Origin of the sequence: Amycolatopsis sp. cmx-11-32, from assembly GCF_047608695.1 — a bacterium.
GTDB lineage: Bacteria > Actinomycetota > Actinomycetes > Mycobacteriales > Pseudonocardiaceae > Amycolatopsis.
The window spans coordinates 22,046-47,879 of the sequence record NZ_JADNQN010000016.1; the positions used below are offsets into that span (position 1 = coordinate 22,046).

The 25,834-nt window shown below is 68.5% G+C and carries 25 protein-coding genes; 9 read left to right on the forward strand and 16 right to left on the reverse strand.

The features are described from left to right. Positions 1–58: 58 nt before the first annotated feature. The 3 genes from ACM6LR_RS34225 (at position 59) to ACM6LR_RS34235 (ending at position 2,459) form a co-directional block, all read left to right on the forward strand. A complete protein-coding gene (locus ACM6LR_RS34225; RefSeq protein ID WP_414940290.1) occupies positions 59–628 on the forward strand; it encodes a hypothetical protein in 570 nt (189 codons plus the stop codon). 63 nt (positions 629–691) lie between these two features. After that, positions 692–1,906, forward strand: a complete 1,215-nt coding sequence (locus tag ACM6LR_RS34230) for a lipase family protein (protein ID WP_414945265.1) — start codon at positions 692–694, stop codon at positions 1,904–1,906. 7 nt (positions 1,907–1,913) lie between these two features. Next, positions 1,914–2,459: a GtrA family protein gene (locus ACM6LR_RS34235; RefSeq protein WP_414940288.1), complete on the forward strand. Its 546-nt coding sequence runs from the start codon at positions 1,914–1,916 to the stop codon at positions 2,457–2,459. A 40-nt stretch (positions 2,460–2,499) separates the two neighbouring features. On the opposite strand, the gene ACM6LR_RS34240 is transcribed toward ACM6LR_RS34235, so the two are convergent. Continuing rightward, positions 2,500–3,696, reverse strand: coding sequence for a helix-turn-helix domain-containing protein (locus ACM6LR_RS34240; RefSeq protein WP_414945266.1), 1,197 nt, complete (start codon positions 3,694–3,696; stop codon positions 2,500–2,502). A gap of 314 nt (positions 3,697–4,010) precedes the next feature. On the opposite strand from ACM6LR_RS34240, the gene ACM6LR_RS34245 reads away from it, so the two are divergent. The 4 genes from ACM6LR_RS34245 to ACM6LR_RS34260 all read left to right on the forward strand — a co-directional run bounded on the left by ACM6LR_RS34245 (position 4,011) and on the right by ACM6LR_RS34260 (position 9,378). Further along, positions 4,011–5,231, forward strand: a complete 1,221-nt coding sequence (locus tag ACM6LR_RS34245; RefSeq protein WP_414940286.1) for a helix-turn-helix domain-containing protein — start codon at positions 4,011–4,013, stop codon at positions 5,229–5,231. Positions 5,232–5,572: 341 nt separating this feature from the next. Continuing rightward, complete coding sequence (locus ACM6LR_RS34250) at positions 5,573–6,571, forward strand: alpha/beta fold hydrolase (protein ID WP_414940285.1); 999 nt, start codon at positions 5,573–5,575, stop codon at positions 6,569–6,571. A 339-nt stretch (positions 6,572–6,910) separates the two neighbouring features. Next, positions 6,911–8,101: a helix-turn-helix domain-containing protein gene (locus ACM6LR_RS34255; RefSeq protein WP_414940284.1), complete on the forward strand. Its 1,191-nt coding sequence runs from the start codon at positions 6,911–6,913 to the stop codon at positions 8,099–8,101. A gap of 32 nt (positions 8,102–8,133) precedes the next feature. Next, entirely contained in the window at positions 8,134–9,378 is a 1,245-nt protein-coding gene (locus ACM6LR_RS34260) for a PucR family transcriptional regulator (RefSeq protein ID WP_414940283.1), read from the forward strand. A gap of 225 nt (positions 9,379–9,603) precedes the next feature. Here ACM6LR_RS34260 and ACM6LR_RS34265 read toward each other — a convergent pair whose 3' ends face one another. From ACM6LR_RS34265 to ACM6LR_RS34320, 12 genes are all read right to left on the reverse strand, one after another. Beyond that, positions 9,604–10,251 (reverse strand): hypothetical protein, encoded by a 648-nt coding sequence (locus ACM6LR_RS34265; RefSeq protein WP_414940282.1) that lies wholly within the window; start codon positions 10,249–10,251, stop codon positions 9,604–9,606. Positions 10,252–10,262: 11 nt separating this feature from the next. Next, a complete protein-coding gene (locus ACM6LR_RS34270) occupies positions 10,263–10,766 on the reverse strand; it encodes a hypothetical protein (RefSeq protein WP_414940281.1) in 504 nt (167 codons plus the stop codon). Positions 10,767–10,771: 5 nt separating this feature from the next. After that, positions 10,772–11,872 (reverse strand): MCE family protein, encoded by a 1,101-nt coding sequence (locus ACM6LR_RS34275; RefSeq protein WP_414940280.1) that lies wholly within the window; start codon positions 11,870–11,872, stop codon positions 10,772–10,774. Next, complete coding sequence (locus ACM6LR_RS34280) at positions 11,872–12,855, reverse strand: MCE family protein (protein WP_414940279.1); 984 nt, start codon at positions 12,853–12,855, stop codon at positions 11,872–11,874. Before ACM6LR_RS34280 ends, ACM6LR_RS34275 begins: the two co-directional genes overlap by 1 nt. Beyond that, a complete protein-coding gene (locus ACM6LR_RS34285) occupies positions 12,852–13,856 on the reverse strand; it encodes an MCE family protein (protein ID WP_414940278.1) in 1,005 nt (334 codons plus the stop codon). The genes ACM6LR_RS34280 and ACM6LR_RS34285 overlap by 4 nt, the downstream gene beginning before the upstream one ends. Then, positions 13,856–14,872, reverse strand: a complete 1,017-nt coding sequence (locus ACM6LR_RS34290) for an MCE family protein (RefSeq protein ID WP_414940277.1) — start codon at positions 14,870–14,872, stop codon at positions 13,856–13,858. The genes ACM6LR_RS34285 and ACM6LR_RS34290 overlap by 1 nt, the downstream gene beginning before the upstream one ends. Then, the gene (locus ACM6LR_RS34295) at positions 14,863–15,876 is read right to left on the reverse strand and encodes an MCE family protein (RefSeq protein ID WP_414940276.1); all 1,014 of its coding nucleotides are present in this window, start codon (positions 15,874–15,876) and stop codon (positions 14,863–14,865) included. Before ACM6LR_RS34295 ends, ACM6LR_RS34290 begins: the two co-directional genes overlap by 10 nt. Further along, positions 15,873–17,096, reverse strand: a complete 1,224-nt coding sequence (locus ACM6LR_RS34300) for an MCE family protein (protein ID WP_414940275.1) — start codon at positions 17,094–17,096, stop codon at positions 15,873–15,875. The genes ACM6LR_RS34295 and ACM6LR_RS34300 overlap by 4 nt, the downstream gene beginning before the upstream one ends. Next, on the reverse strand, positions 17,093–17,932 hold the full coding sequence (locus ACM6LR_RS34305) for an MlaE family ABC transporter permease (protein ID WP_414940274.1): 840 nt from the start codon (positions 17,930–17,932) through the stop codon (positions 17,093–17,095). The genes ACM6LR_RS34300 and ACM6LR_RS34305 overlap by 4 nt, the downstream gene beginning before the upstream one ends. Before the next feature lie 4 nt (positions 17,933–17,936). Beyond that, positions 17,937–18,740 carry an MlaE family ABC transporter permease gene (locus ACM6LR_RS34310; RefSeq protein ID WP_414940273.1) on the reverse strand — a complete coding sequence of 268 codons (804 nt, stop codon included), beginning with the start codon at positions 18,738–18,740 and terminating at the stop codon, positions 17,937–17,939. A gap of 2 nt (positions 18,741–18,742) precedes the next feature. Next, entirely contained in the window at positions 18,743–19,519 is a 777-nt protein-coding gene (locus tag ACM6LR_RS34315) for a hypothetical protein (protein ID WP_414940272.1), read from the reverse strand. 199 nt (positions 19,520–19,718) lie between these two features. Beyond that, entirely contained in the window at positions 19,719–21,302 is a 1,584-nt protein-coding gene (locus ACM6LR_RS34320) for a DUF6801 domain-containing protein (protein ID WP_414940271.1), read from the reverse strand. A gap of 336 nt (positions 21,303–21,638) precedes the next feature. On the opposite strand from ACM6LR_RS34320, the gene ACM6LR_RS34325 reads away from it, so the two are divergent. Together ACM6LR_RS34325 and ACM6LR_RS34330 are read left to right on the forward strand one after the other, a co-directional pair. Then, positions 21,639–22,583, forward strand: coding sequence for an ATP-binding cassette domain-containing protein (locus ACM6LR_RS34325; RefSeq protein WP_414940270.1), 945 nt, complete (start codon positions 21,639–21,641; stop codon positions 22,581–22,583). Beyond that, on the forward strand, positions 22,580–23,431 hold the full coding sequence (locus ACM6LR_RS34330) for an ABC transporter permease (protein ID WP_414940269.1): 852 nt from the start codon (positions 22,580–22,582) through the stop codon (positions 23,429–23,431). The genes ACM6LR_RS34325 and ACM6LR_RS34330 overlap by 4 nt, the downstream gene beginning before the upstream one ends. A gap of 118 nt (positions 23,432–23,549) precedes the next feature. Here ACM6LR_RS34330 and ACM6LR_RS34335 read toward each other — a convergent pair whose 3' ends face one another. From ACM6LR_RS34335 to ACM6LR_RS34345, 3 genes are read right to left on the reverse strand one after another with little or no spacing between them, the layout of a single operon-like run. Then, the gene (locus ACM6LR_RS34335; protein WP_414940268.1) at positions 23,550–24,683 is read right to left on the reverse strand and encodes a glycosyltransferase; all 1,134 of its coding nucleotides are present in this window, start codon (positions 24,681–24,683) and stop codon (positions 23,550–23,552) included. After that, positions 24,680–25,465, reverse strand: a complete 786-nt coding sequence (locus tag ACM6LR_RS34340) for an alpha/beta fold hydrolase (RefSeq protein WP_414940267.1) — start codon at positions 25,463–25,465, stop codon at positions 24,680–24,682. Before ACM6LR_RS34340 ends, ACM6LR_RS34335 begins: the two co-directional genes overlap by 4 nt. Positions 25,466–25,469: 4 nt before the next feature. After that, entirely contained in the window at positions 25,470–25,769 is a 300-nt protein-coding gene (locus tag ACM6LR_RS34345) for a phosphopantetheine-binding protein (protein ID WP_414940266.1), read from the reverse strand. Positions 25,770–25,834 lie beyond the last annotated feature (65 nt).

Sequence of the window (25,834 nt, forward strand, 5' to 3'; positions counted from 1 at the left end):
CGCGTCGTGCCGCGGCCGGCCCTCTTTCGCCGAATTCGACGGGGAAACCATGAAGAGAATGCGCCGCACGGCAGCGCGAATCGCGTTCGCCGCCCTCTCCGCGTCCGCCACGGCAGTCCTGCTGACCGCCTGCGGGTCCGACGAACCCGCCGACTCCGGCAGGCACGCCGACCCCGCCGCGCTCGCCTGGGTGGACAAGGTCTGCTCCGGGGTGGCGGCCGGTTCGGCGAAGCTGTCCCAACCGCCCGCGTTCGACCCCAACAACCCGCAGGGCGCGAAGACCGCGATGGTCGGCTTCCTGAACTCGCTCACCGTGGCGCTCGACGACATGGCGGGCGGGATTCGCAACGCCGGCGTGCCACCGGTCCCGGATGGACAGTCCGCTGTGGACAAGGCCACCACCACGCTGGACGAAACCAAGTCGAAGGTGACCGCCACCTTGACGAAGATGCAGGACGCGAAGGTCACCGACAAGGCGAGCCTGGACAAGGTGATCTCCGACGCCGACAGCACGATGAGCGGGCTGAGTGAACCGGAGGGACCGATCAAACCCCTCCGCGCCAACCCGGAACTGGACCTCGCCTTCGCCGAATCCCAGACCTGCCGCCAGGTCTACGGCAACGCCTGAGCATGGCGCCGCTCCCTCTTCCCACAGACGCCTGAAACCGTCCCGCACCCTGGAGGCCCGGCCGTGCCGATCTCGTTCCCCCGCCCGTCCCGCCGGACGCTCGCCGCCGCGCTGGCGATCGCACTGTCCGCCGGCGTGCTGACCGCACTGAGCGTGAGCCCGGCGAGCTCCGCCGCCCCCGTGGCGTCCGACGACTCGTTCTACACCCCGCCGTCCCCGCTCCCCGCGGGCAAGCCGGGAGACATCATCCGCTCGCGTGTCTCGAAAGCCGGGCCGCGTAAGGATTCCGTCGACGCGTGGCAGGTGATGTACCTGTCGACGGATGCCCTCGGGCGGCCGGACGCGGTGACCGGGACGGTGCTGGTGCCGAAGAACGCCGACCCGGCGAAGGCGCCGATCGTCTCGTTCGGCGCCGGTACGCACGGTCCGGCCTTCGACTGCACGCCATCGAAGATGATCGACATCGGCGCGTTCTACGAGCAGTCCGGTCTCGACGACGCGCTCGACGCCGGATACGCCGTCGCGCTGACCGACTACGAGGGCTACCGCCAGGGTCCGAAGACGACCTACGTGGTCGGGCGTTCGGAAGGCCCGGCGGTGATCGACGCGGTCCGCGCCGCGCAACGCCTGCCGGAAGCGAAACTGTCCGCCGACGCCAAGGTGCTCTTCCGCGGATACTCGCAGGGCGGCGGGGCGGCCGCCTGGGCCGGTGAACTGCAGCCCTCGTACGCCCCGGAACTGAACCTCGTCGGCGTCGCGGCGGGCGGCGTGCCCGCCGACCTCGTCCAGGTCACCCTTCAACTCGACGGGAAGCAAGGCTTCGGCGTCTTCGCCTATGCCCTCCTCGGCCTGGACAAGGCTTACCCCGAGCTGAAGCTGGACTCCTTCCTCAGCGACAACGGCCGCGCGAAATTCGCGGAGATGCAGAAGAGCGCGTGCACGTTCGAACTGCTCACCACCTACGCGAACCAGAGGATCGCCGACTACACGACCAGCGCCGGTTACATCCGACCGGAATGGGTGAAGCGGCTCAACGAGAACAAGCTCGGCGGCACACCCCCCAAGGTCCCGGTGCTCCTCTACCACGCCAAGCAGGATCAGCTCGTCCAGTTCACCCAGGCCGACACGCTCCGCAAGACCTACTGCGCGGCCGGGGTCAAGACGACCTGGAAGACCTTCGACACCGATCACATCACGGCGGTCTACACCGGCAACGCCGACGTGCTCGCCTTCCTCAAGGACCGGGTCGCGGGCACCCCGGCGACGTCGAACTGCTGAGCCCCCGGTGCTCAGAACCGCCCCGGCGTCCTTTGTGGACGGCGCGGCGACCGATGGTGCGCGGACCGGCAAGCGGCGTGAGCTGCTCCGGTTCGCCACCGTCGGCCTCGCCGCGTTCGTCCTCACCCTCGGGACCAACTACGGGCTCAAACTCACCGTCCTGCAGACCAAACCGGTCACGGCGCTGGCGATCGCGACCGTCGTGGCGACGGTTTTCGCGTACCTGCTTTCCCGGCGCTGGGCGTTCCACACCCGCGGCGGCAGGCGCCGTTTCCACGAGGCTGCGTTGTTCTTCGTCGTCAACGCGATTGCCGTGACGATCAACCTGTGCCCACCGCTGATCTCGCGCTATGTCCTGCGTCTCGAGGTCCCCGAGGTCAGCTTCCTCACTCAGGAGATCGCCGACTTCGTCAGCGGGATGCTGCTCGGCACCGCGGCGGGTTCGGTGTTCCGCTGGTGGGGCTACCGCCGCTGGGTGTTCCCGGTGGCGGGTGCCCGTCAGTGCCTGTTGGCGGAGCCGAAGGCGGACCTCGCAAAGCGACCAAACGCGTGAACCCGCCCCGCCGACGTCGGTCGCGGGTTCACCTACGGACTCAGACGTCGGCGGGCCGTAGCCGTTCCGCCCGCAGTGCCAGTTCGATCCGCAGCCGCTGATCCGGATCGTCCAGCCGCTCGCCGAACAACTCCGTGAGCCGCCGCAGGCGGGCCCGCACCGTCTGCGGGTGGACGGCGAGCCGCCGGGCGATCTCCGGCGCGCTCCCCCGCGTCTGCACCTGCGTGAGCAGGGTCGCCGCCAGCTCGTCGTGCTGCCGCGGCGCCAGCCCCGACAACGGTTCCAGCGCCGCTCCGGCCAGCTGGTCCAGCAGGAACTCGTCCGCGAGCAACAGCAACGTGGTGATGTGCTCCTCGCACCACAGCACCGGGCCGACCGTGGTGATCATCCCCCGTTGCGCCAGCTCCGACGCGCGGCGCGCGATCCGGAAGGACTCGGCGGCGTGCGCCATCGGGACGGACACCCCGACCGTCGCCGACCAGCCGGAAGGCAGTTCCTGTAGGCCGCCGAGGTCGGCTTCGGGACAGGCCACCAGCGCGCCTGGCGCGTCGGAGACCAGATCCGCGGGCACCGCCGAAGGCAACAGGCCCGCGGGGAAACCGGGCGCCCCGGGCGCCGAGCTGAAGACGACCGCGGTGATCCGCTGCGGGATCCGCCAGCCGATCGCGACGGCGAGCGCGCCGGCGTCGGCCTGGGTGTACCCCGCGCCGCCGGTCAGCAGCCGGAACAACCTGGCCCGCTGTTCCGCGGGCCCGGTGGCCTCGGCCTGTGCCGCGTTGTAGCCCTCGGTCAGCGCCATCGTCACCTCGACGACGTCGCCGAACAGGCACTCCGCCGCGCCGTAGAGGACGTCGCCCGACAGCTGGAGCTGGCGGCCCGCCGCGGCGATCGAACGCCACAGCACCCGGCTCGAGACCCGGAACGCCGCCTGCGCGGCCTCACGGCTGAGTCCTTGGTGGAACGCGATCCGGCCCTGCGCGCGGAAGTCCGCGAGCAGGTCGTTCTGCAGCAGTTCGGGGACACCGACCCTGTCGATGGCGCGCTCGATGCCGCGCCTGGTCAGCTCGACGGCCGCGGCGCGGGTGTCGTCGTCACTGAACACTTCGGCGCACTCGCCGATTTCGGACACCACGCCTTCGACGCAGTGCCGGGCGATCGCCGGGATCCGCGGCCGGACGGCGTCACCGAGCTCCCTCGGGAGGCGTGCCCACAACGATCCGACGGGCTGCCAGCTCACGTGTGGGATCCCCCGATGTGAAGTATGCCGACGATTACGGGCACCAATTCCCTTTCGTCCGCGCGCCACCGGCGCACTCGAATGCACGGAGCGTAGAACCGGCGCCACATCCGTGTCAAAAGCAGCCACACCGAAACGCCCATCCGTGTCACCGGAGCGGAGTGTCGCGACTTTCCGTCGCCAATTCAACGTCACATTCGTGGTACACGCCGCCGGGCGATCCAGTAGAAACACTCCGGCGCCCGTTCCGTCGATCCGACGCGGTTGTGCAAAGGGATTCATGTTTCCCGTCCCCGGTTCGAAGAAAATCAAAGGTGGTCTTCGTGGTCGAGTACCGCAGTTTCCGCATGCTGGCGACGTTGCCGCGTTCGCTCGGCGAAGAACTGCGTCCGCATACCGGCCACGCCGCGGCGGCCATGATCAGGCAGGTGCAGCGATCGGTCACCGCGTACTCGCTGCCGTTGCGCGGTGTCTTCGGCCGCGTCCTCGTCGTCTCCTGCGAGCGGGCGGTGCGCCACTACGTCGACTGCATCGGCGAGCCGAACCTGTCCCACGACCGCTGGATCGACTTCTACCGTCTGCGCGGACGGATCGAATTCACCGAGGGACGCAGCCTGGAACCGTTGCACGACAGCGTGACGGTCGGCGCGCGGACGGCATGGCGCTCGATGCGGCCCATCGTGCGCGGGCTCGGCGTCGGCCCCGACATCATCGCGCTCGCCGCGGAATCGGTCTTCGTCTACGTCGACGAACTGTGCGCCACCACGATCGAGGGATACCAGGAGGCGGAGGCCAAGGCCGCGGGCGCGATCCCGCTGCGGCGCCGTCGCCTGCTCGAACTGATCTCACAGGCGCCGGAGGGCTCCGCGTGCAGCATCGCGAGCCTGGCGGGCGGCGCTGGATGGCGGGTTCCGGGGACCGCGGCCATGGTCGCGCTTCAGCGCGCTCCGGGCGCGCCCGAGTTCCCCGCCCACCTCTTGGACGACACCGTGCTGCTCGATCTCGACACCACCGAGCCGTACCTGCTCACGGCGGATCCGGACACCGATCTCGCGCCGCTGAAGGACGCGCTGGACGGCTGGCGCGCGGCCATCTCCCCCGTCGTGCCGCTCACCGACGCCCCGGCCGCCCTCCGCACCGCCCGCCGCGCGTTACTACTGAACAGCGAAGACGCGCCCGGCCCGGTCATCTGGTGCCGGGACCACCTCGCCACGCTGTGGCTGCTCGCCGAGGATTTCCTCGGCGCTGAACTGGCGAAGCAGAGCCTCGATCCGTTCAGTTCGCTGGGCGGGAAGCAACAAGAGCGGCTCAGCGAAACCCTGCTGGCGTGGCTGGAATCCCGCGGCGGCGCACCGGAGATCGCGCGACGGCTGGGAGTCCATCCCCAGACCGTGCGGAACCGCCTGCGGCAACTGGAAGAACTGTTCGGCGACCGCCTCAGGGACGCCGACGACCGGCTGGGCATGCAACTCGCGTTGCGCGCCCAGCGGCTCATGCGGGCCCACCACCGCGACGACGGGACATCAGAGAACTGACGCGCCGGACCCGCCGTTCCGGTGGCCGCACGGTGGGGAGCACCCAGCGCAAGCCACGCCGGGCGCGCTTCGCCCTCGGCTGATCGATGTGGAAGTCCGCCCGGCAGGCCATCGTATTTCCCCCCGTGGTGACGGGTGTTTACCGACGCTTTCCTGAATACCGGGACGGCGAGAGAATGTCGATGCGAAACTGCCTCGCCGTCGGGGTTTTAGCATCCGACTCGGGGTCCGTCACGGAATTCTTGTCACCCGAGTCGCAATTACCGGACGTGTCCGGCGACACGCTGACGAACCAGCCGTTCTACCCGTTATTTTGACTCCTGACAACGGAAAGGCGGGACATGGCCCTCCAAACGCGCACGCTGACCCTGCACGGGCAGGAAATCCGGTTGCGGGAATACCTTCCGTCCACAAAGGACGTCGCAGGGGAGCCGCTCGTGCTGCTGCACGGGATCTCCGGCAGCGGCGAGACCTGGGTGCCGTTGCTCGACCACTTCGAGCGGACCGGGTTCGATCGCCGTGTTCTCGTCCCCGACCTTCCGGGCCACGGCGATTCGGGCTCACCGCGGGCCGACTACGGCCTCGGCGCGATGGCCAGCGTGGTCCGCGACGTCCTCGTGCTCACCGGGCACCGGCACGCGACCGTCGCCGGACACTCCCTCGGCGGCGGGATCGCGATGCAGTTCGCGTACCAGTTCCCGGAGATGTGCGCCCGGCTGGTGCTCGTGGGCAGCGCCGGACTCGGGCCGCAGGTGACCCCGGTGCTGCGCGCGACGGCGCTGCCTGGCGCCAACGCGACGCTCTGGGCCACCGTCAACCCGGTCACCGTCGCGATCGCCCGTGGCCTCGCCGCCGCCTGCCGCGGTCTCGGTGGAAAGCTCTCGCCCGAGACACGGGAGCTGACCCGGCATCTTTCGTCCCTCGCCGACCCCGGCCGACGGCGGGCGTTCCTGTTCATCGCCCGCAGCCTGATCGACCTCCGCGGCCAGCGCGCGAGCGCCATCGACAAGCTCTACCTCGCCAAAGAGGTCCCGACGCTCGTCGTCTGGGGCGCGCACGACCCGCTCATCCCGGTCGTCCACGGCCGGAAGACCGCCGAACTGCTGCCAGACAGCCGCTTGACGGTGTTCGAAAATGCGAAACACTTTCCACATGTGGCCGACCCGGCCCGGTTCGGCGGCGAGATCGAACGCTTCCTCGCCGAGACCGCGCCCGCCCGGCTGAGCCTGGACGAGGTCATCGCGGTCCTCGTTCGAGCGAGCGAGGCCGCGGACCGGCCGGAGGCGCCCCGAAAGGCCCCGGAAAAGTTGTCACCCGGACCCCATCTCAGGCGTGCCTAAATGTCACTTGCCGCTGGATCGGACCACCCGTTCGGGTGTAGTCCATCCAGGTGGCCGATCAAGGCCCCGCCAGCCGTTGACAGTCCTCTCGGCCGGATTTTATGTTGCGTGAGCCACAAAATCTGGATCGGCTTCACCGTTGAAGAGGCTGATTTTGTTGCTAACAAGGATAAAAACATGACCGACTTGGATACCGGGTTCTCGCGGCACGATCTGCGGACCGCACGGCCTGACCCCGACGTGCGTCACCCCGCCACCCCGCACCGCCAGCCACCGGGTCCGGTTCAACGACCGCGCGCCTTCACGCCGGCACCGAGAACCCCAGTGGAGAACCGACCCGTGCGCAGCACCGGCGCGAATGGACTGTGGGCGTCACTGCCGAGGGAACTGGGCGAGCGGTTCCGGCCGCGGGCCGACCCCTTGGCACGAGCCATCCTTCAGGAGGTGCAACGAGCCGTCCCCGAGTACGCGCAGCCGTTGGAAGGCGCGTTCGGACAGATCATCACGCAGGGTATCCGGCAAGCCATCCTGCACTGCCTCGATACCATCGGTCAGGGGACGACCCCACTCGACAAATGGACCGCGGTCTTCCGCAATCTCGGGAAGGTCGAGTTCAGCGAAGGGCGCAGTCTCGACTGCCTGCAGACGGCCTACCGCGTCGGCGGTCGCGTCGCCTGGCGGCACGTCTCGGAATTCGGGCAGGCGATCGGAGCGGACGCCGATCTCCTGTGCACCACGGCCGAGGCGATCTTCGCTTACGTGGACGAGATTTCCGCGCTGTCCATCGAGGGCTACACGGCCGCGCAGGAACGGGCAGCGGGCACCAAGGCCAGGCGCAGGCGCAGGCTGCTCGAACTGATGCTCTCCGATCCACCGTCCTCACCGCAGTCGATCGCGTCCCACGCCGCCAACGCCCAGTGGGCGCTGCCCGTCGAGGTCACGGTCGTCGCGCTGGAACGACGGCAGGGCCCACTCGACCCCGACAGCGCCGACCTGGACACCGACGTCCTTGTCGACTTCGAGGGCCCCAAGCCCTGCCTGGTCACCGGCGACCCCGACAAGCACCTGAAGGACCTCGCCGAACGGCTTCCCGGCTGGCGGGCGGTGATCGGCCCGGCCGTGCGGCTCACCGAAGCGCCGCGCTCCCTGCTGTGGGCCCGCCGCACGCTGCGGCTGGTCCAGCGCGGGGTGCTGCCGGACAATCCGGTCACCCGGTACAGCGATCACCTGTCCACCCTGTGGCTGCTCGCCGACGAGTTCCTGGTTCGCGAGCTGTGCACACGCAGCCTCGCCCCGTTCGACGACCTCACCCCCAAACAGCGGGCGCGGCTCGGGGAGACGTTGCTGATCTGGCTGCAGTCCCGGGGCAGCGCTCCGGAGATCGCGAAGAAACTCAAGGTCCACCCCCAGACCGTCCGGTACCGCATGCACCAGCTCATCGATCTCTTCGGCGACCGGTTGAACAACGCCGACGACCGGCTCGACATGGAGATCGCCCTGCGTGCGGAGGCCTTGCTCGCCGAGGACTGACCAGCGTTTCCCACTCACAACGAGGTGACGAGGTGACCCGACCGCAGGATGGTCGCAGCGGGGTCGAAGCGACGTACGGCCCGCTCCTCACGCCCGCTCGGCCGGGCGGGGCGAGCGGGCGTCCCGTCCAGCTCTGGGCGCTGCTGCCAAGAGAGCTGGCGACCGTGTTCCGGCCGGTGCTGGCCGACGTGGCCGGGGAGGTGGTCCGCGAGATCCAGCGGACCATCCCCGACTACGCGCGACCGCTGGACGGCGCGTTCGGGAAGTCGCTCAAGACCGGCGTCCAGATGGCGTTCCTGCAGTTCCTGGAGCGGATCGGGAACCCGGAGGCGCCGTCTGAAGACCGCCGGAGCGTGTTCCTGAGCCTGGGCATCCAGGAGTTCCACCAGGGCCGCAACGTCGACGTCCTCCAGGCCGCGTATCGGGTCGGGGCCAGGGTGACCTGGCGCCGGGTGGCCGACGCCGGCCGTCGCGCGGGCGTGCCTTCGGCGACGCTGTGCCTGCTCGCGGAAGCCATCTTCGCCTACATCGACGAGCTGTCGGCGCTGTCGGTCGAGGGCCACGCGGAGGCACGGGAAAAGGCCGCCGGTGCACTGGAACGCCGTCGGCACCGGCTGATGGAACTCCTGCTCGCCGACCCGCCGTCCCCGCCAGAACTGGTCAAGAACGCCGCCGACCTCGCCCGATGGCAGTTGCCGGACCTGCTCGTCGCCGTCGCCGTCGACCAGCCGTCGGACGAAGTTCCGGCGGCCGCGTCGAACGCGCTGGCCGACTTCGAGAGCACTTCTCCCTGTCTGCTGCTGCCCGCCCCCGAACCGGACGAACGGGAACAATTCGCCGAAGACCTGGCGGGCTGGCGAGCCGCGATCGGCCCCGCCGTCCCACCCACCTTCGCGGCGCGCTCCCTGCGGGCCGCGCGAGAGGCCCTGCGACTCGTCGACTCCGGCGCGCTCGCGGACGAACCCGTGACGTGGTGCGCCGACCATCTTTCGCGCCTGTGGCTGCTCAAGGAACCGTTCTTGGCCGCCGAGCTGCTCCGTGAACGCCTCGGGCCGCTCGCCGGGCTGACCGGGAAGCAGCATTCGCGGCTGGCAGGGACGCTGCTGGCATGGCTGGAGACGTGCGGAAACGTCCGCGAGGTGGCGGAGCGGCTCGCGGTGCACCCGCAGACGGTGCGATCACGCGCTCAGGAGTTGGAGGCGCTGTTCTCGGACGGGCTGCGGGATCCGGAGCGGCGGTTCGAGATGATCCTGGCCTTGCGGGCCGCTCCTTCCTGAAGACTGCTGGCGCGGCCGAGGGTTGCGCCACCTGCCACCGCAAGGCCGTGAAGGACTCCTTGAGGGACCCAGAGTCCCTCAAGGAGTCCTTCACGGACCCAGGTCTTGTCACGTCTGCCTCAGCGACACCACCAGCCACAACGGCGCCGCGTGAAGGCTCCCTTCCCCTACCCTGAGAGTAGGGAAGAAGGCCTTCACGGACCCGACGGCTCGAGGCGCGAACGGCTAAGCTGCGGCGAGGGCGGTGACTCGCCAACGGCCCTCGGAGCGTTCGGCGGTCACGCTCAACTGAGCCGCACCGGTGCTCCGCTGCCCGTCCCCCCGCACCCCGGTCTGGTCCAGGAACACCAGCAGTGACGCCCGGTCTCCGTCGAGGATCTTGACACCCGACACCACCGGAGTCGAGGTCACCACCAGCTTCTGTTCCGCGGCGAGGCTCCGGACCTGCGCGAACAGCTGGTCGTACTGCCCCAGCGCGGGCCCGGTCAGGACCTCTTTCGCGGCCTGCCCGCTCTTGGCGGGATCGTCGTAGCGGTAGGAGAAGACAGTGCCGAGCGCCTTGCCGACCTGGTCGCTCACTTCGGCGGTCGTGGCGACATCGGTCAGGGCGGTGTTGTGCGTCAGAACCGCCGTGGCGTCCCGCGCCTCGATCGCGAACCACCCCGCGAGGCCCGCCATCACCAGTGCGACCGCGCCGAACACCAGCGGGAGACGACGCTTCCGCACGGGCTCGACAACCTCATCGGCGGGCTCCAGGACCTCGTCCTCGACTTCAGGAGGAGGCTCGAGGACGCTCGTCCGGGCGCTCCCGCCCATTTTCCCGGCCACCTTCACGCTGCGCCGCACGGGTTTGACGGCTCGTTTCGTGGTCATTCCGTCCTCCCTCAAGGCTTTCCGGTGTCGGTCACCGGCACCTGGCCGAGCGACGTCACGCGCCACCCGTCCGGCGTCCGGTTCAGGCCGGCGCGGAACCGGTTGTGCTTGGTCACGGCTTCCCCGCCGTCGGGCTTGACCTCGAGTTCGACCGAGGCGATCACCTCGGCGGTTCCGCCGCCACTGTCCACTTCGGTCACCGCGGCGTCGACGACCCGGCCGGTGGTGACGGTCTTCGCCTGGCCGATCCGGCCGAGGCCGCCGTCCCGATCCCTCGCCAGCTCGTCGTGGAGTGCGCCGCCGGTGAGGTTCAGCCAGTTCTGGTAGCCCTGTTCCGCCTGTCGATAGTCCAAAGTGGTCAGAGCGGCGACCGCTTGCCTGCCCACCTGCAAAGCATCCTCGCGGACCGTGGCCCGCGCGACGCTGTCGTCTCTCCCGGCGTCCCACCAGGAGTAGCCGAACCAGGCGGCGAAAGCGGTGGCCACCACCGCGAGCAAGGCAGCGAAACGAGTCATGACCTTCACCTTCCCGGCACGTTCTGCGAGCCGCGCACGTTCGTCGGGTTGCCCTTCGGCAAGGCACAACGCGCCGCGGTGTTCAACGGACGTGGCGACGTATCGAGCCCGTCCCGGTAACCGGTGCCGTAGCCGGTGACGCAGGGCGGCGGGTCGAAGAACGTCAGCGACAGGCCGACGTGCGCGCCGTCCGGTCCCATGATCGCGTGGCCCGCGGCGACCGCCTTCGGCGCGGTGACCAGCAATTGCTCGAGGCCGTCCTGCCGTGCTTCCAGCACGTCCGCGGTGGTCAGCAGGTTCGCCAGCAGGATGCCGAGGCTCGGGCCGGTCTCCCGCAGCAGCGTGCTGACCTCGTTCGCCGCCGCCGGCACGGCCGGGATCAGCCGACGAAGATCACCGTCGGAACTCTTCAGCGTCGCGGCGAGCAGTCTCGCGTTCACACCGAACGAGCGGATCGCGTCCGCCTGAGAGACCTGGGTGTCGAGCACGGTCCGCGCGTCGGTCACAAGCCTGGTCAGCGGGCCGACATGCGCGCTGGCCTCCCGCACGAACTCGATCCCCCGCCCGACGAGCTGATCCAGCGCCGGGCCCGCGTCGGACGTCGCGTTGTACAGCTCGTCGACCACGGTCCGCAGTGCGGGTTTCGGCACCGAGTTGGCGAAGGAGTCCACACTGGACAGGACGACGTCCACCGGCAGCGGGATCTTCGTGTCCGCCTGGCTGATCACCGAACCGTCCCGCAACATGGCACCGTCGCCGCGACGCGGCCGCAGGTCGACGAACTGCTCGCCGACGGCGGACCGGTTGGCGACGACCGCTTCGGTGTCCGCGGGTACCTCCGGGCTGTCAGGCTCGATTTCGAGATCCACCTCCATCCCGGAGGCGGTCAGTCGCAGTTCGCCGACCCGGCCGATCGGCACGCCCCGGTAGGTGACCTCGGCGTTGTTGAAGATGCCGCCACCGGTGGCGAGCCGCACTTTGACGGTGTAACCGCGATCGAGCACCAGCTTGTCCAGCCCCGCGTATGTCGCGCCGACGTACGCGACGCCGAGGACGGCGACGACCACGAAGACCACCAGCTGGGCACGGACGAACTTGGTCAGCATCAGCGGCCACCACTGTTCTTGAAGGTCAGGAAGGTGTTCAGGTAGTCACCGCGGATGGCCTCCAGCGCGGCGTCGGGGAACGGGAAGGTGAAGATCATCTCCATCGCCTTCGGCAGTTTGTCCCCGGAGTCGGCCAGCTTGCGCAGGAAGGGTTCGAGCGCTTTCAGGTCCGCGACGAGGTCGTCCTTGCTGCGGTTCACCGTGTCGACCGCGACCGACGTGAGACCGTCCAGCGACTTCAGCATCCCGACCAGCGCCTGACGTTGCTCGTTCAGCACCTCGATCCCGGGGGTGAGCCCGTTCAGCGTCGCCTTGATCTCCTCGGTGTTCGCGTTCAGCGTCGCCGCGAGCTTGTTGACGCTCTCGATGGCGCGGGTGATCTCCGCCTTGTGCTCGTCGAGACCGCGCACGAAGGTGTCCAAATTGGCCAGCAGGCTGCGGGCGGCGCTTTCCTTGCCGCCGAGCGCGTCGTTGAGTTCGCGGGTGATGTTCTGCACCTGCGCGACGCCTCCGCCGTTGAGCAGCAGGGAAAGCGCACCGAAGACCTCCTCGATCTCCGGGGTCAGCGACGAACTGGCCAGCGGGATGACCGCACCGTCGGTGAGCCGCCCGCTCGGGGTCCCTTCATCCGGCGGCGCGAGCTCGACGAACTTCTCGCCGAGGATGCTCGCCTGCCGCAGCCGCGCGACGGAGTTGGCAGGCAGGTTCACGTCCCCGTTGAGCAGCAGCCCGACCACCGCGCTGCGCCCGTCCGGCGCGAGTTCGACCGTCCGCACCTGCCCGACCGGGACGTCGTTGACCTTCACCCCGGACTGCGGCACGAGATCCAGCACGTTGCTGAAACTCGCCGTGACGTGGATCGGACGGTCGCCCAGCGCGGCGCCACCCGGCAACGGGATGTCGTAGACGTCGACACCACCGCTGCACCCGGTGGCCGCCAGGGTGAGGACCAGTACGGCCGCGCACTTGAGCCGGGACTTCATTTCGCCCCCGAGAATTCGGTGAGGTTCCCTCGTCCGTCCAGCGTGCCCGCGCCCTGGTTGTACGCGCCGAGCACGTTCGCCAGCGCGTTCGGCGCGGCGTCGAGTGCCTCGCTCAGTGACGCCTTCTGCTGGCTGAGCACCTTGGTGATCTCAGCGAGTTTGTCCACATCGGACTTCACTTTGCTCCGATTGTCCTTGATGAAGCCCTGCACCACGCTGAGCGCCTCGGTGAGTTCGGTCATCGCGCCGGAGAACTGGTCCCGCTGATCGGCCAGGATCTTGCTGATCGAGGAGATCTGCTGGATCGCCTCCTTCACCCGGCCGTCGTTCGAAGCGAGCATCGCGGTGAACTTGCTGATGTTGTCGACTGAGTTGAACAGGTCGTCCTTGGAATCGCTCGCCGTCCTGGCGAATTCGCCGAGGTTCTTGATCGCCTCGCCGAGTTTGCCGCCGTTGCCGTCGAGGTAGGTCGCGGCCTTGGTCAGCACATCGCTGACCGCGCCGTCCTTGTTGGCGCCCTTCGGCCCCAGCGCGGTCATCAGCTGGTTCAGGCTGCCGAGGAGTTCGTCGACCTCGACCGGGGTCACGGTGCGCTCGGGCGGGATCCGGGCGTCGCCGCCCAGTTCCGGCCCGCCCGCGTACACCGGCGTGAGCTGCACGTACCGGTCGGCGACCAGGCTCGGCGTGATCACGACGGCGCCGACGTCGGCGGGCAGTTTGACGTCCGGACGGACCGTCATGGTCACCTCGACGGTCGTGCCGCGCGGCTCGACCTTGGTCACCGAACCGATCGGGACCCCGAGCACGCGCACCTCGGTGTTCGCGTAGACCCCGACGGTCGCGGTGAAGTACCCGGTCAGGACGCGGTCGGCCCGCTTGGTCAGCAACGGCCAGGCCGCCGTCACGACCAGCCCCGCGACGACGGCGAGCGCGAACCGCCGCATCCAGGCCCGGCGACGGGCGTGCGCCCCGAGATCGGACAACGTGAAGTGGCGCCCCATCAGCGTCCCCCGTTCCTCGAAGGCATACAGCTGCCCGGAGTGCTTCCGGTCGGGACGAGCCCGCAAATGTAGGTGTCGATCCAGCGGCCGTTGCCGACCGCGTTGCCGAGCAGCCGGTAGAAGGGCCCGGCCAGCCTCAGGCTCTCGCTGAGCTTGTCCTGGTTGCGTTGCAGCACGGTGGCGACGCGGTCCAGCTGGTCGAGCGCGGGACCGAGCGTCTTCTGGTTGTCCGCCACGAGTCCCTTCAGCTGCACCGAGAGGTTCTTCACGCCGCTGAACAGCTTCGCGATGGCGTCCTTGCGTGCGTTCAGCTCCGTGAGCAGGGTGTTGCCGTCGCGGATCAGCGCCTCGATCTGCTGCGACCGGTCGCCGAGCGTCTGGGACACCTTGTTCGTGTTCTCGAACAGCTTCACCAGCTCCTGGTCACGAGAAGCGAGCGTCTTGGACAGGGCGGTGATGCCGTCGAAGGCGGTTCGGACGTCCTGTGGCGTGGAAGCACCGAGCGTTTCCGACAACGTCCCGAACGCCTTCGCCAGCTGATCGGTGTCGATCGCGCCGACGGTGTTCGCGAGGTCGTTGAACACCGTGGTGACGTCGTAGGGGGAACTCGTGCGTTGCACCGGGATCGGCTCGTCCGGGTCGAGTTCCGCGTTGCCGACCGGGTCGATGACCAGGTTCTTCTGCCCCAGCAAGGTCTTGATCTTGATCGCGGCGGTGGTGCGGTTGCCGACCCAGGTGTCCTTGACCCGGAACAGGACCTTGACGCGGCCACCGTCCAGCAGGACATCGGAGACCTCGCCGACCTTCACCCCGGCGACCCGGACTTCGTCGTTGCGCTTGAGCCCGGCGGCTTCGGTGAACTCGGCCGCGTAGGTGACGCCGCCGCCGACCAACGGGAGGTCGTCGGAGAAGAACACCGCCGAGCCGGCCGCGGCCATCAGCACCGCCGTGACGGTGCCGACGACGATCGGGTTGCGGCTGCGGAAGGGTTTGATCCTTGGCGCTTTCACCGGCACCGTCCTTGGGTCAGCGGGATGCCGACCGGCGGGCCGCCCGGGGCGGGCGGCGCGTCCGATTTGACCGAGCACAGGTAGAAGTTGAACCACGAGCCGTACGAGACCATCGCGCCCATGCGGTCCAGCTTCTTCGGCAGGTTCGCCAGGAACTGCTCGAACACCGGGGTGTTGTCGGCGAGGTTCTTCGAAAGATCGCCGAGCGTGGTGATGCTGGCCTTCAGCGGCGCGCGGCCGTCCTGGAGCAGGTCCGCGGTGGCGGTGGTGAGCTCACCGAGCCCGCCGATCGCCTGCCCGATGGGTTTCGCGTCACCGGCGAGCCCGGAGACCAGTTGCGCGGTGACATCGACGAGTTTGTCGAACTGGTCGCCCTGGGAGTTCAGCGTGTCGAGCACGGTGTTGAGGTTCCCGACCACCTCGCCGATCACCTTGTCCTTGCCCGCCAACGTGTTCGTCAACGACGCGGTGTGCCCGAGCAGGCTGTCGATGGTGCTCCCCTCCCCCTGCAGCACCTGGACGATCTCGAACGACAACTGGTTGACGTCGTTCGGCGACAGCGCCTGGAACAGCGGTTTGAACCCGTTGAACAACGCGGTGAGATCCAGTGCAGGCCGCGTCCGCTCGGGTGGGATCAGCGCGCCCTCGGTGAGCACGGCCGGACCGTCCGGGCCGGGGTCGATCGAGAGGTACCGCTGGCCGACGAGGTTGCGGTATCTGATGGTGACCGTGGCTCCCGAGGTGAGCCGGCGCTTGTTCTCGACCGAAAACCGCACGTCCGCGAGGCGCCGATCGACCACTCCGATCGAGTCCACCTGGCCGATCCGGACGCCGGACATCCGGACCTCGTCGCCGGGGTTGACCGACGTCGCGTCGGTGAACCTGGCGGTGTAGCCGACCGTCGTGCCGACCCCGGAGTTGGCGATGGTGATGGCCAGGATCCCGGTCGCCACCGCGGTGATCACGAAGAAGATCAGGCCCTTGATCGCCGGGCTTGCGACACCCCTCATCGGACGGTCACCTCCGTTCCACGCAACGCCGGGCCCACGAGCACACTGCTCCAGTCCGGGACCTCGGCCGGTTTCATCCCGAGCGACGGCGCCATGATCTCGGCGACCAGCCCTCGCTCCCCCTTCGAATTGGCCGGGCCGAGGTCCCCATCGGCGGCGAAAGACACCGTCGCCGAAGTCGCGCCCCCGCCGTAGCAGCGCGGGCCGCCCTTTTGGTCGAACCGCGGATCGTCCCGGCCCGGCACGTACTTGTCGCGTGGATCGTGGACGGACAGCGTCACGTGCAGGCCGGGCTCACCGGTGCCCTTGCCCAAGGCCTTCTCCATCACCGGCTTGAGCCGGTTCACCGCGTCGAACAGGCACGGGAACTCGGGCGAATAGCGGGACAGCAGTTCCAGGGTCGGCCTGCTCTTCACGCTGACGCCGATGATGTTGTCCTTGTTCTGCACCAGGAACTTGTTCAGGTCGCCGCTCGCGGTGGTGACGCTGGTGTACAGCTTGTCGAGATCCGCGCGAGTGTCCACAATGGTCTTCGCGGTCGTGGAGAGATCCGAGAGTGCCTTGAGGATGTCCGGCGCCGCGCCGGTGTAGAGGTCGGCCACGTCGGCGAGGCTGCTGACGTCCGCCTTGAACTGCGGCATCAACGGGTTCACCTGGCCGAGGAGGTCGTTGAGCTGGACGATGCTGTCCCCCAGGGATTTCCCGCGGTTGTCGAGGGCGAGTGAGATCGCGCCGAGCGAGCTGTTGAGCTTCTGCGGCTGCACCGCCCGCAGCAGTGGCAGCAGGTCACCGAGGACGCGTTCCAGTTCGATCGCGTTGGACGATCGGTCCTGGGTGATGACGTCGCCGTCCCGCAGCGAACCGCCGACGGGCCGGTCCGGCAGCACGAGGTTGACATACCGCTCGCCGAAAACCGTCTTCGGCAGCAGCCGGGCCGAGACGTTGCGCGGCAACTGATCGATCTTCGCCGGGTCGATGGCGAGATCGACCTCGACCCCGTCTTCGCTGCCGCGGACCGCCCTGACCTCGCCGAACGGGACGCCGCGGACCTTGACCTCGGCGGGCGGGGCGAGCTGGTTGCCGACCCGGTCGGTCTTGAGCGTGACCAGTTCCGCGCGGTCGAAGTCCTTGTTGAAGATGGCGACGGCGAGCCAGCCCAGCAGCACCAGGATGACGAGGAAGATCACCCCGGCGGCCTGCGTCCGTGCCCGCGCGGTCATCCGGAGACCTTCACCGTCGTGGTGGCGCCCCAGATGGCCAGGCTGAGGAACAGGTCGAGCACGCTGATCAGCACGATCGACGTCCGCACGGCGCGGCCGACGGCGACCCCGACACCCGCCGGGCCGCCCGCGGCGCGATAGCCGTAGAAGCAGTGCGTGAGGATGACGCCGACGCTGAACACCAGGACCTTGCCGAACGACCACAGGACGTCTTCAGGCGGCAAGAACAAGGAGAAGTAGTGGTCGTAGGTTCCGCCGGACTGTCCGAAGAAGACGACCGTGGTCACCCGCGAACCGAGGTAGGAGATCAGCAGCCCGATCACGTAGAGCGGGATGATCGCGATGAACCCGGCCACGATCCGGGTGGTGACGAGGTACGGCATGCTGCGCACGGCCATCACTTCGAGCGCGTCGATCTCTTCGGAGATCCGCATGGCGCCCAGTTGCGCGGTGAACCCGGCGCCGACCGTCGCGGACAACGCGAGCCCCGCCGAGAGCGGCGCGATCTCGCGGGTGTTGAAGTACGCGGTGAGGAAGCCGGTCATCGCGGAGATGTTGATCTGGTTCAGCGCGCTGAAACCCTGCAGTCCCACCGTGATGCCGGTGAACACGCATAGGCCGACCATCACGCCGACGGTGCCGCCGATCACCGCGAGGGCGCCACTGCCGAAGGTCACCTCGGCGAGCAGGCGCACCACTTCGCGGAAGTAGCGGGTGACGGTCATCGGGATCGCGGCGAGCGCGCGGATGTAGAACAGCAGCTGGTCACCCAGCGCGAAAAGACTGTTACCGGGGCGCTTGAACGCTTCGCGGGCCCGTTCGGGGACGCTGGTCACGGGATCAGGTTCCCTTCGCGGGGACGAGCTGCAGATACAGCGCGGTCAGGATGGTGTTGACGAAGAACAGGAGCAGGAACGTGATCACCACCGACTGATTGACGACGTCGCCGACGCCTTTGGGGCCGCCTCTGGGGTTCAGTCCCCGGTAGGCCGCGACGACACCGGCGAGGAAGCCGAAAATGAAGGCCTTGATCGAGCTGATGACGAGGTCGGGAAGCTGGGCCAGCGCGTTGAAGCTGGCGAGGTACGCGCCCGGCGTCCCGCCCTGCACGATGACGTTGAAGAAGTAGCCGCCGAGCACACCGACGACGCTGACCAAACCGTTGAGCAGCACCGAAACCCCGATAGCGGCCTGCACCCGCGGGACGATCAGCCGGTGGATCGGTGAGACGCCGAGCACCTCCATCGCGTCGATCTCCTCGCGGATGGAGCGAGCACCGAGGTCCGCGCAGATCGCCGAACCACCGGCACCGGCGATGATCAGCGTCGTCACGATCGGGCTGGCCTGCTGCACGACGGCCAGGACACTCGCGGCACCGTTGAACTGCTGCGCGCCGATCTGGCTCGTGAGCGAGCCGAGTTGCAGCGAGATGACCGCGCCGAACGGGATCGACACGAGGATCGCCGGCGTGATCGACACACTGGCGATGAACCAGAACTGCTGGATGAACTCGCGGACCTGCACCGGGCGGCGGAACATCGCGAGGATGACGTCGAGTCCCATGGCGCACATGCGGCCGAACTCGCGCACTCCCGCGGCGGCCTTCTCCGGGGCTCGGGCGAGGAAGGTGACGGGATTTGCCATCGTCAGGCTCCGCATCCATTGGGGGGCGCACCCGAGCCGACACACCGCAGCTTGAGGTTGGTGACCAGGGTGTTGCCCGGCCCGGCCACCAGACCGGTGAGCAACGGGCTCAGATCTTCACGGACCCCGCACCCGGTGAAGCCCGGAGTGGAGAAGGTGCTGGTGATCTTTACCGACGAAGCGGGGAACGCGAGCGGCACCAGCGCCTTGATGTTCACCGCGGCGGATTGCGCCGTCCGGCAGTTCGGGCCGACGTCGAGCACCTTGCCGTCCACTTTGACGTTCGACAGCTTGATGAACACCTTCGACGTGACATCGGTGTGCGCGCAGATGATGGTGCCCACTTCCTTGCAGTCGCCCGTGGCGCCGGTGTCCACATCGACGACCCCGGTCGAGTCGCCGTCCGGGATGAGTTCGACGGTGCCGGTGGCGGGCATGAACCGGAAGGAGACGAAGTAACTCGACGTCGCCGGGATGGCGAGCTTGCCGGAGATCGGCGACTTGTCGGTGAAACCGAGGATCATGCCGTCGAACAGGCCCTGCGGGAACGTGATGTCCGAACCGAGTTTCGCGACGCGGCTCGTCGTGGGCTGCTGTTCGTCGCCGACGTAGAAACTGAACTTCAGCCCGGCTTGCGCGGCGGACGGCGGCTGCTCGAGGTCGGCCTGCCGGACCTGACCTGGATCGGCGGCGGAGGCGGAAGCCAGCGAAAGCGCCCCCAGCCCCAGCACCGCCGGGAGCAGGAAGGCGCGCAGAACGCGCCCGGTCATCACTGACATTCGGGCTTCCTCACTTCGACTTCTCCGGCCGAACGGCCAACTTGTCCAGCACGCTACTGGCGGAAGATCAGGGAAACAAGTAATTCGGGAATGGCGGGGCGGCGACGGTGAAAGGTTGTAATGAGGGTAACTGTTTTGGAGTGGGACTCGTGGGTGGTAATGACGGTTCCCACCGTCATTACCACCCACGAGACTTGACCTACTTCTTGGTGAGGTTCACTTCCAGGCTGTTCCCGTCACCCGAAGCCATCGCGCTGATCATCGGGGTGAGCAGGCCACAACCGCGGAACTGCGGCAGCCTGTACTCAGCCGTCAGCTTGCCGCCCTTCATCGGGTTGAAGCCGTGCGACGAAACCAACGGGATGTCGGCGGGCTGAGCCGTCTTGCACGTCGAACTCGCCAGGATCGGGAAGCCGAACAACCGCACCGTGAGCAGCTTGACGTCGGCCTTCGCGTCGGCCTTGACCGCACCGGCGTTGACGGTGCCCGTCACGTCGCCGACCTGGTTGATCTTCACCGTCGCCGAGGCGGGGAAGAAGCCGAGGAAGCGGAACTGCACCGAAGACGGCGGCAGCGAAAGCTGCCCGGTGAATTTGCCCGACTGCGCGTTCAGCTTCGCGGTGAACTCACCGGGGCCCAGCGGCAGCTTGGCGTTCAGCCCCGCGATGGTGGTCTTGCCCTTGACGCCGTAGACGATCTTCGTGTCACCCGGCGGCTGCGTCGTGGTCGGCGCGGTGGTCGGGCTCGTCGGCTGGGTCGTCGGCGTCGGCTCCGAGGTGGGCGTCGTCGGCGTGGTCGGAGTGGGCGAGGTGGTGGGAGTCGGTTCCGTGGTCGGAGTCGGCGTGGGTTCGGAGGTCGGGGTCGGTTCGCTCGTCGGAGTGGTCGGCGTCGTCGAAGTCGGAGTCGGCGTCGGCTCGCTCGTCGGGGTGGGCGTCGGCTCCGAGGTCGGAGTCGGCGTGGGTTCGGAGGTCGGAGTCGGCGTGGGTTCAGAGGTCGGAGTCGGTTCGCTCGTCGGAGTGGTCGGCGTCGTCGAAGTCGGCGTCGGCTCGCTCGTCGGAGTAGTCGGCGTCGTCGAAGTCGGAGTCGGAGTCGGCTCGCTCGTCGGGGTGGGCGTCGGCTCCGAGGTCGGAGTCGGAGAAGTGGGCGTCGTCGTACCACCGCCCGCGGGCTTGATCTCGAACGTCCCCAGCTGCTGGTTCTGTCCAGGCTGGACGACGCAGTCCGAGGTGAACGTGCCGAGGTCGGTCGGCTGCCCCTGCGCGTTCTTCGGCGTCATGGTCGTGCTGAAGTTCCCGACCGTCACCGAGGCGGTGCCGGCGCTCGGGAACGTGACCGCGGGCGCCTTGCCGCTGGTCTTGACGTGGAAATCACCCGACTCCGGCACCGGCGTGACCGGGATGACCAGCGGCAGGCCGAGGTTCAGTGTCTTGTCGACCGGATACTTCAGCACCGCGCCTGCCTTCGCGCTGCCCTCGACGGTGGTGGCGCCGACCAGCCCGAGCCCGGCGGTCGCGTCCGCCGGAACGGTGACGTCGACGTCGAACGTGATCGGGGTGGACGTCTTGCCCGCGACGGCGTCGTCCGGCAGGACGGTGTCGATCTTCACGACCAGGATCTGGTTACCGATCAGCGGAAACGGACAGGTGTACTTCAACGTCAGCGACGCGGGCGCCGCCTCGCTCATGCCCGCGCCGGCAATGCCCAGGGTGGCCGCGACGGCGGCCACCGTACCGGCGGCCAAGGCCTGCACGGATCTTTTCGACTTCAGTGGGGGGAACTTCACAACGGTCACTCCCGGGGAATCGGAGAAATTGCGTGACACGGCCGAAACGGCACCGTCACGAAAGCGGTAAATTACCTCTGCCAACCCGCACCGGCAAGGACATCGAATCCGGCGTCTTTTCTTTGTCATCCACATGCGGTCAGGTGCATAATTCACTGGCATCGAGGTCCGCCCGAAATCACTTTTGTCACTTTCGTCTGCGAACGGGAACGAGAAACTGTCACCTGCGCGTTCTTGTGACGTGCGTGCGGGAGACGACGGCCGGGATTGTCACGCGCGTCCGGAGTCCGCGACCGTTCATTGCGGCCGTACCGAAACCACCGCTACGTTCGGCGAATGGAGCAGGCTGCCATCGAGGTGACCGGCCTCGCCAAGCACTACGGTGAGGTGACCGCCCTCGCCGGCGTCAGTCTTCGTGTCGACCGTGGCACCGTGCTCGCGGTGCTCGGCCACAACGGCGCCGGTAAGACGACGCTGATCGACATCCTCAGCACCCGGGTGAAACCGAGCGGCGGAAGCGCCAAGGTCTGCGGTTTCGACGTCGTCCGCGCCGGGCATGACGTCCGGCGGCGGATCGGGGTCACCGGCCAGTTCGCGGCGGTCGACGACGCGCTCTCCGGCCGCGGCAATCTCGAGCTCGTCGCGCGGTTGCTGGGCGCGAACCGGCGCCAGGCCAGTGCCCGTGCGGCCGAACTGCTCGCCATGTTCGGCCTCGACGACGCCGCGGACCGGCCCGCGCGCACGTACTCCGGCGGGATGCGGCGACGGCTCGATCTCGCCGCCGGTCTCGTCGGCTCCCCCGAGGTCCTCTTCCTGGACGAACCGACGACCGGACTCGACCCGCTCAGCCGCGCGGGGCTCTGGGACGGCGTCGAACTGCTCGCCGCCCGGGGCACCACCGTCGTGCTCACCACGCAGTACCTCGAGGAGGCGGACAGGCTGGCGGATCACGTCATCGTGCTGGGGCTGGGGCACGTCACGGTTTCCGGGCGGCCGTCGGAACTGAAGGCCCGGCTCGGGGAACGGACCGCGACCCTGACCTTCGGCACCGGACTCGCCGCCCACCGGGCGCTGGGCGCACTGCACCGGCTCGGCATGAGCTGCACGACGTCGGCCTCCGGGCTGGTGATCGGCGTCGCGCTGTCCGGGCCCTCGGACATCACGGTGCTGGTCCGCGCGCTGGACGCGGCGGGCGCGCCGATGAAGGACCTCACCGTCGCCGAGCCGACGCTCGACGACGTCTACCTTTCCCTGCACCGGATTCCGGCGGTCCCGTCATGACCGAGGCACGGCACCGCGCACCTTCGCCGGTTGTCCTCTCCGATCCGGCTTCGTGGCAGCCGAGTACTTTCGCCACCCAGGTCCGTGTCCTCGCCGGGCGCTCGCTGAAGACCGCGTTCGGCGACCGGCGGCTGGTGTTCTTCGGTCTCCTGCAACCGATCGTGCTGCTCCTGCTGTTCAGCCAGGTCTTCAACGGCGTCAGCACGCTGCCCGGTGTCGCGGCCTACCAGGGCTACGTGAACTTCCTCGTCCCGGCGACACTGGTGAACATCGCGATGACCACGGCGATGAGTTCGGGCGCCGGCCTGCTCGCGGAGATCTACAGTGGCTTCACCGGACGCCTTCGATGCATGCCCATCAGCCTTTCGGCCGTCCTGGTGGCCCGCACCATCTCCGATTCCGCCCGGCTCGCGGTGCAGCTACTCGTGACGGCGCTCACCAGTGTGGTGCTGCTCGGTTTCCGGCCGACCGGCGGGGTTTTCGGTGTCACCGCGGCGCTTCTGCTCACGCTCGTCGTCGGCTGGTGCCTGAGCTGGATCTTCGTCGCCATCACGACCTGGCTGCGCAAGGCCGAAACCCTGCAGATGGCGTCCTTCGTGGTCATGTTCCCGCTGATGTTCTCCTCCAGCGCCTACATGCCGCTCGAGACCATGCCGACCTGGCTGCGGGTGGCCTCGGCGATCAACCCGCTGACCTACGCGATCGACGCGACCAGGGCGCTCGCGCTGGGACGGCCGTCGGGCTGGTCGATCCCCGTGTCGCTCGCGATCGCGGCCGTCGCGGCGCTGGCGGGCGGTTGGATCGCGGCAAGGACGTTCCGGTCACCCGGGGAGGTCGCGCCACGGTGAGGTGGTGGCCCGCGCATGTCCGTGAAGGACTCCTTAAGGGACTCTGGGTCTCTCAAGGAGTCCTTCACGGACTTCGGCGGTGCGGGGAGCGCAGTGTGTGTGGCCGGTGCAGCGCCGCCTAACGCGGCAAGGACTCCAGGTGGTCCGCGGCGGCCACCACTCCCCCGGCCGCCGCGAACGATGCCCGCACCCGCGCGGCCGCCGCGGCGTAGGCGGGCTCGGTCAGCACTTCGGTGAGCGTGCCGCGGATGTCCGGTGCCTTCACGCGGTCGAAGCGCAGCCGCAGCCCCACGCCCGCGGCCTCGACCTGTTGAGCCAGCATCGACTGGTCGTCCCGGATCGGCGCGATCACCAGCGGCAGCCCGGACGCGAGGGTCTCGCTGACGGTGTTGTGCCCACCGTGACAAATCACCGCCGCCGCCTTCCGCACCACTTCCGCCTGCGGGATCCGCCTGGCCATCAGCACTTCCTCGCTGAGCAGTTCGCCGGTGGGGTCGACGACCAGACCCTGGACGTCGGGCATCCCGGCGAGGGCGTCGACGCATTCGGACAGGAAGCGGCGGCCGAGAGCGGCGTTGGCGGTGCCGAGGGTGGCGAGGACGAGCGGGCGGCCGTCGAGCCGGTCCCACGAGAAGCCCACCGGGGGCGCGGGAGCCAGCGCCGGACCGACGAACCGGACCGCGTGCGCGTCGGCGATCGGCCCGGTCAGTGACACGGTGGTGAAAGCGAGGACGAGGTCCGGGGAAAAGCGCAGGTCGCCACAGGACACCTTGTGCCGCGTCCGGAGGTCTTCCTGCAGCCTGTCGACCCAGGCGGCGATCTTCGGCATGGTGCCGAGCGGGTCGCCGAGTTCGGTCGACGTCGACGCCGAGGTCACCCACGGCAGACCTCGGCGGCTCGCCACGAGAGCGCCCGCGAAAGCCTGCTGGTCGGCGAGCACGACGTCGGGCCGGAAAGCGGCCACCGCCCTCTCGACCCCGGGGACCATCGCGTCCGCGAGCGGGACAAGATACTGCTCCCACAAAAACTTCAGTGCCGCGAAGCCGCGCAGGCCCTCGGGACGCCGCTCCACGGCGAACTCCAGCGCGTCCCCGGCCGCGTACACCCGGCCCGCCCTTGTCAACTCCGAAGTCGTGGGTTCCGGACCGCACCAGGCGACGTCGTGGCCACGGCCCAGGAGTTCGGCGGCCACCGCGCGCAACGGCGCCACATGTCCGGTGAGCGGCGGGACGACCAGCAGGAACCGGCTCATCCGCGCGGCCCCCCGTGCCGGGCGATCCAGTTCAGCAGCAGCTCCCGCACCTCACGGTGCTGCTCGACGAGCACCGAATGCCCCTGACCCTCGAACACGTGCAACTCGCCTCTGGGCAACAAGGACGTCAGCGCGTTGAGGTCGTCGGCCTGATAGCCGTGACTGCCCAAAATGGACAGTACGGGGCAGTCGATCCCCGCCACCTGGTCCAGGGTCAGCAACGGGCCGAGCGGCACCTCCTCGGCCATCGTCGTGGACATGATCCGCTCGGCCGCCATTCTCGCCAGCCGCCGGTGATGGGCGCTGTAGTTGGCTTCGATCCAGTCGAAGCTCTCCTCGACCTTCAAGAACCGCACGGTGTGCTCGAGGATCTGCGCCATCTTGTCCGCCCACAGTTCGGTGGCGGGCTCCGACTCGATGCACACGATGCTGCGCACGCGCTCCGGATTCGCGACGGCGTAGCTGTACGCGAGGGTGCCGCCGAAACTGTTGCCCACCAGGTGCACCGGCCGGTCGAGGTCGAGCTGGGCGAGCAGGTCGTCGAGGTCGGCGATGAAGTCCGCGATCGTGTACCCGCGCTCGGGACGTTCGGTCTTGCCGTGCCCGCGCAGGTCGTAGCTGATCACGTCCACCCCGGCGGCGGCGACCGGCGGGGCCAGTGTGAGGTAGAAGCTCGCCAGGCTGTCGGTGCCCATGCCGTGCAGGAACACCACGGTCTCGGTACCCCCGCCGGGCACGAGGTGCACGTTCGTGCGCAGCCCGTTGACGGTCATCGTCGGCACCGTCTCAGCCCCGTTCGCCGAGGCGGGCGGCCACGTAGTCGGCGATGTCGCCGACCCGCAGTTCGATCACGTCGTCGAGATCCTTCTCCGCCAGGAACTCCGCGAGATTGACGTCCGCACCGAAGAACTCGGCGAGGATGCTCGCGAACGTCACCAGGTCGATGCTCTCCAGCTGGAGATCCTCGTGGAAAGTGGTCTGCGGGGTGATCTCGATGCCGAGGACGTCGACGTCCCCCACCAGTTCTCTCAGCAATTCGGCCACGGTGCCGAAGACCGACGCCGGGCTCTGCTGTTCGATCGTCATGTCTGCTCCTGTTCCTCAATGTTTGCGGTGAACCCGCGGCCGCGATCGACGTCGGCAGGGCGCGG

What these genes read in the sequence shown, in the direction of transcription:
- ACM6LR_RS34315 (WP_414940272.1), bottom strand. Translation starts at nt 19,519, where the DNA reads ATGTCAGTGATGACCGGGCGCGTTCTGCGCGCCTTCCTGCTCCCGGCG.
- ACM6LR_RS34285 (WP_414940278.1), bottom strand. Translation starts at nt 13,856, where the DNA reads ATGGGGCGCCACTTCACGTTGTCCGATCTCGGGGCGCACGCCCGTCGC.
- ACM6LR_RS34300 (WP_414940275.1), bottom strand. Translation starts at nt 17,096, where the DNA reads ATGACCGCGCGGGCACGGACGCAGGCCGCCGGGGTGATCTTCCTCGTC.
- ACM6LR_RS34265 (WP_414940282.1), bottom strand. Translation starts at nt 10,251, where the DNA reads ATGACCACGAAACGAGCCGTCAAACCCGTGCGGCGCAGCGTGAAGGTG.
- ACM6LR_RS34225 (WP_414940290.1), top strand. Translation starts at nt 59, where the DNA reads ATGCGCCGCACGGCAGCGCGAATCGCGTTCGCCGCCCTCTCCGCGTCC.
- ACM6LR_RS34280 (WP_414940279.1), bottom strand. Translation starts at nt 12,855, where the DNA reads ATGAAGTCCCGGCTCAAGTGCGCGGCCGTACTGGTCCTCACCCTGGCG.
- ACM6LR_RS34295 (WP_414940276.1), bottom strand. Translation starts at nt 15,876, where the DNA reads ATGAGGGGTGTCGCAAGCCCGGCGATCAAGGGCCTGATCTTCTTCGTG.
- ACM6LR_RS34250 (WP_414940285.1), top strand. Translation starts at nt 5,573, where the DNA reads ATGGCCCTCCAAACGCGCACGCTGACCCTGCACGGGCAGGAAATCCGG.
- ACM6LR_RS34275 (WP_414940280.1), bottom strand. Translation starts at nt 11,872, where the DNA reads ATGCTGACCAAGTTCGTCCGTGCCCAGCTGGTGGTCTTCGTGGTCGTC.
- ACM6LR_RS34325 (WP_414940270.1), top strand. Translation starts at nt 21,639, where the DNA reads ATGGAGCAGGCTGCCATCGAGGTGACCGGCCTCGCCAAGCACTACGGT.
- ACM6LR_RS34270 (WP_414940281.1), bottom strand. Translation starts at nt 10,766, where the DNA reads ATGACTCGTTTCGCTGCCTTGCTCGCGGTGGTGGCCACCGCTTTCGCC.
- ACM6LR_RS34335 (WP_414940268.1), bottom strand. Translation starts at nt 24,683, where the DNA reads ATGAGCCGGTTCCTGCTGGTCGTCCCGCCGCTCACCGGACATGTGGCG.
- ACM6LR_RS34345 (WP_414940266.1), bottom strand. Translation starts at nt 25,769, where the DNA reads ATGACGATCGAACAGCAGAGCCCGGCGTCGGTCTTCGGCACCGTGGCC.
- ACM6LR_RS34330 (WP_414940269.1), top strand. Translation starts at nt 22,580, where the DNA reads ATGACCGAGGCACGGCACCGCGCACCTTCGCCGGTTGTCCTCTCCGAT.
- ACM6LR_RS34310 (WP_414940273.1), bottom strand. Translation starts at nt 18,740, where the DNA reads ATGGCAAATCCCGTCACCTTCCTCGCCCGAGCCCCGGAGAAGGCCGCC.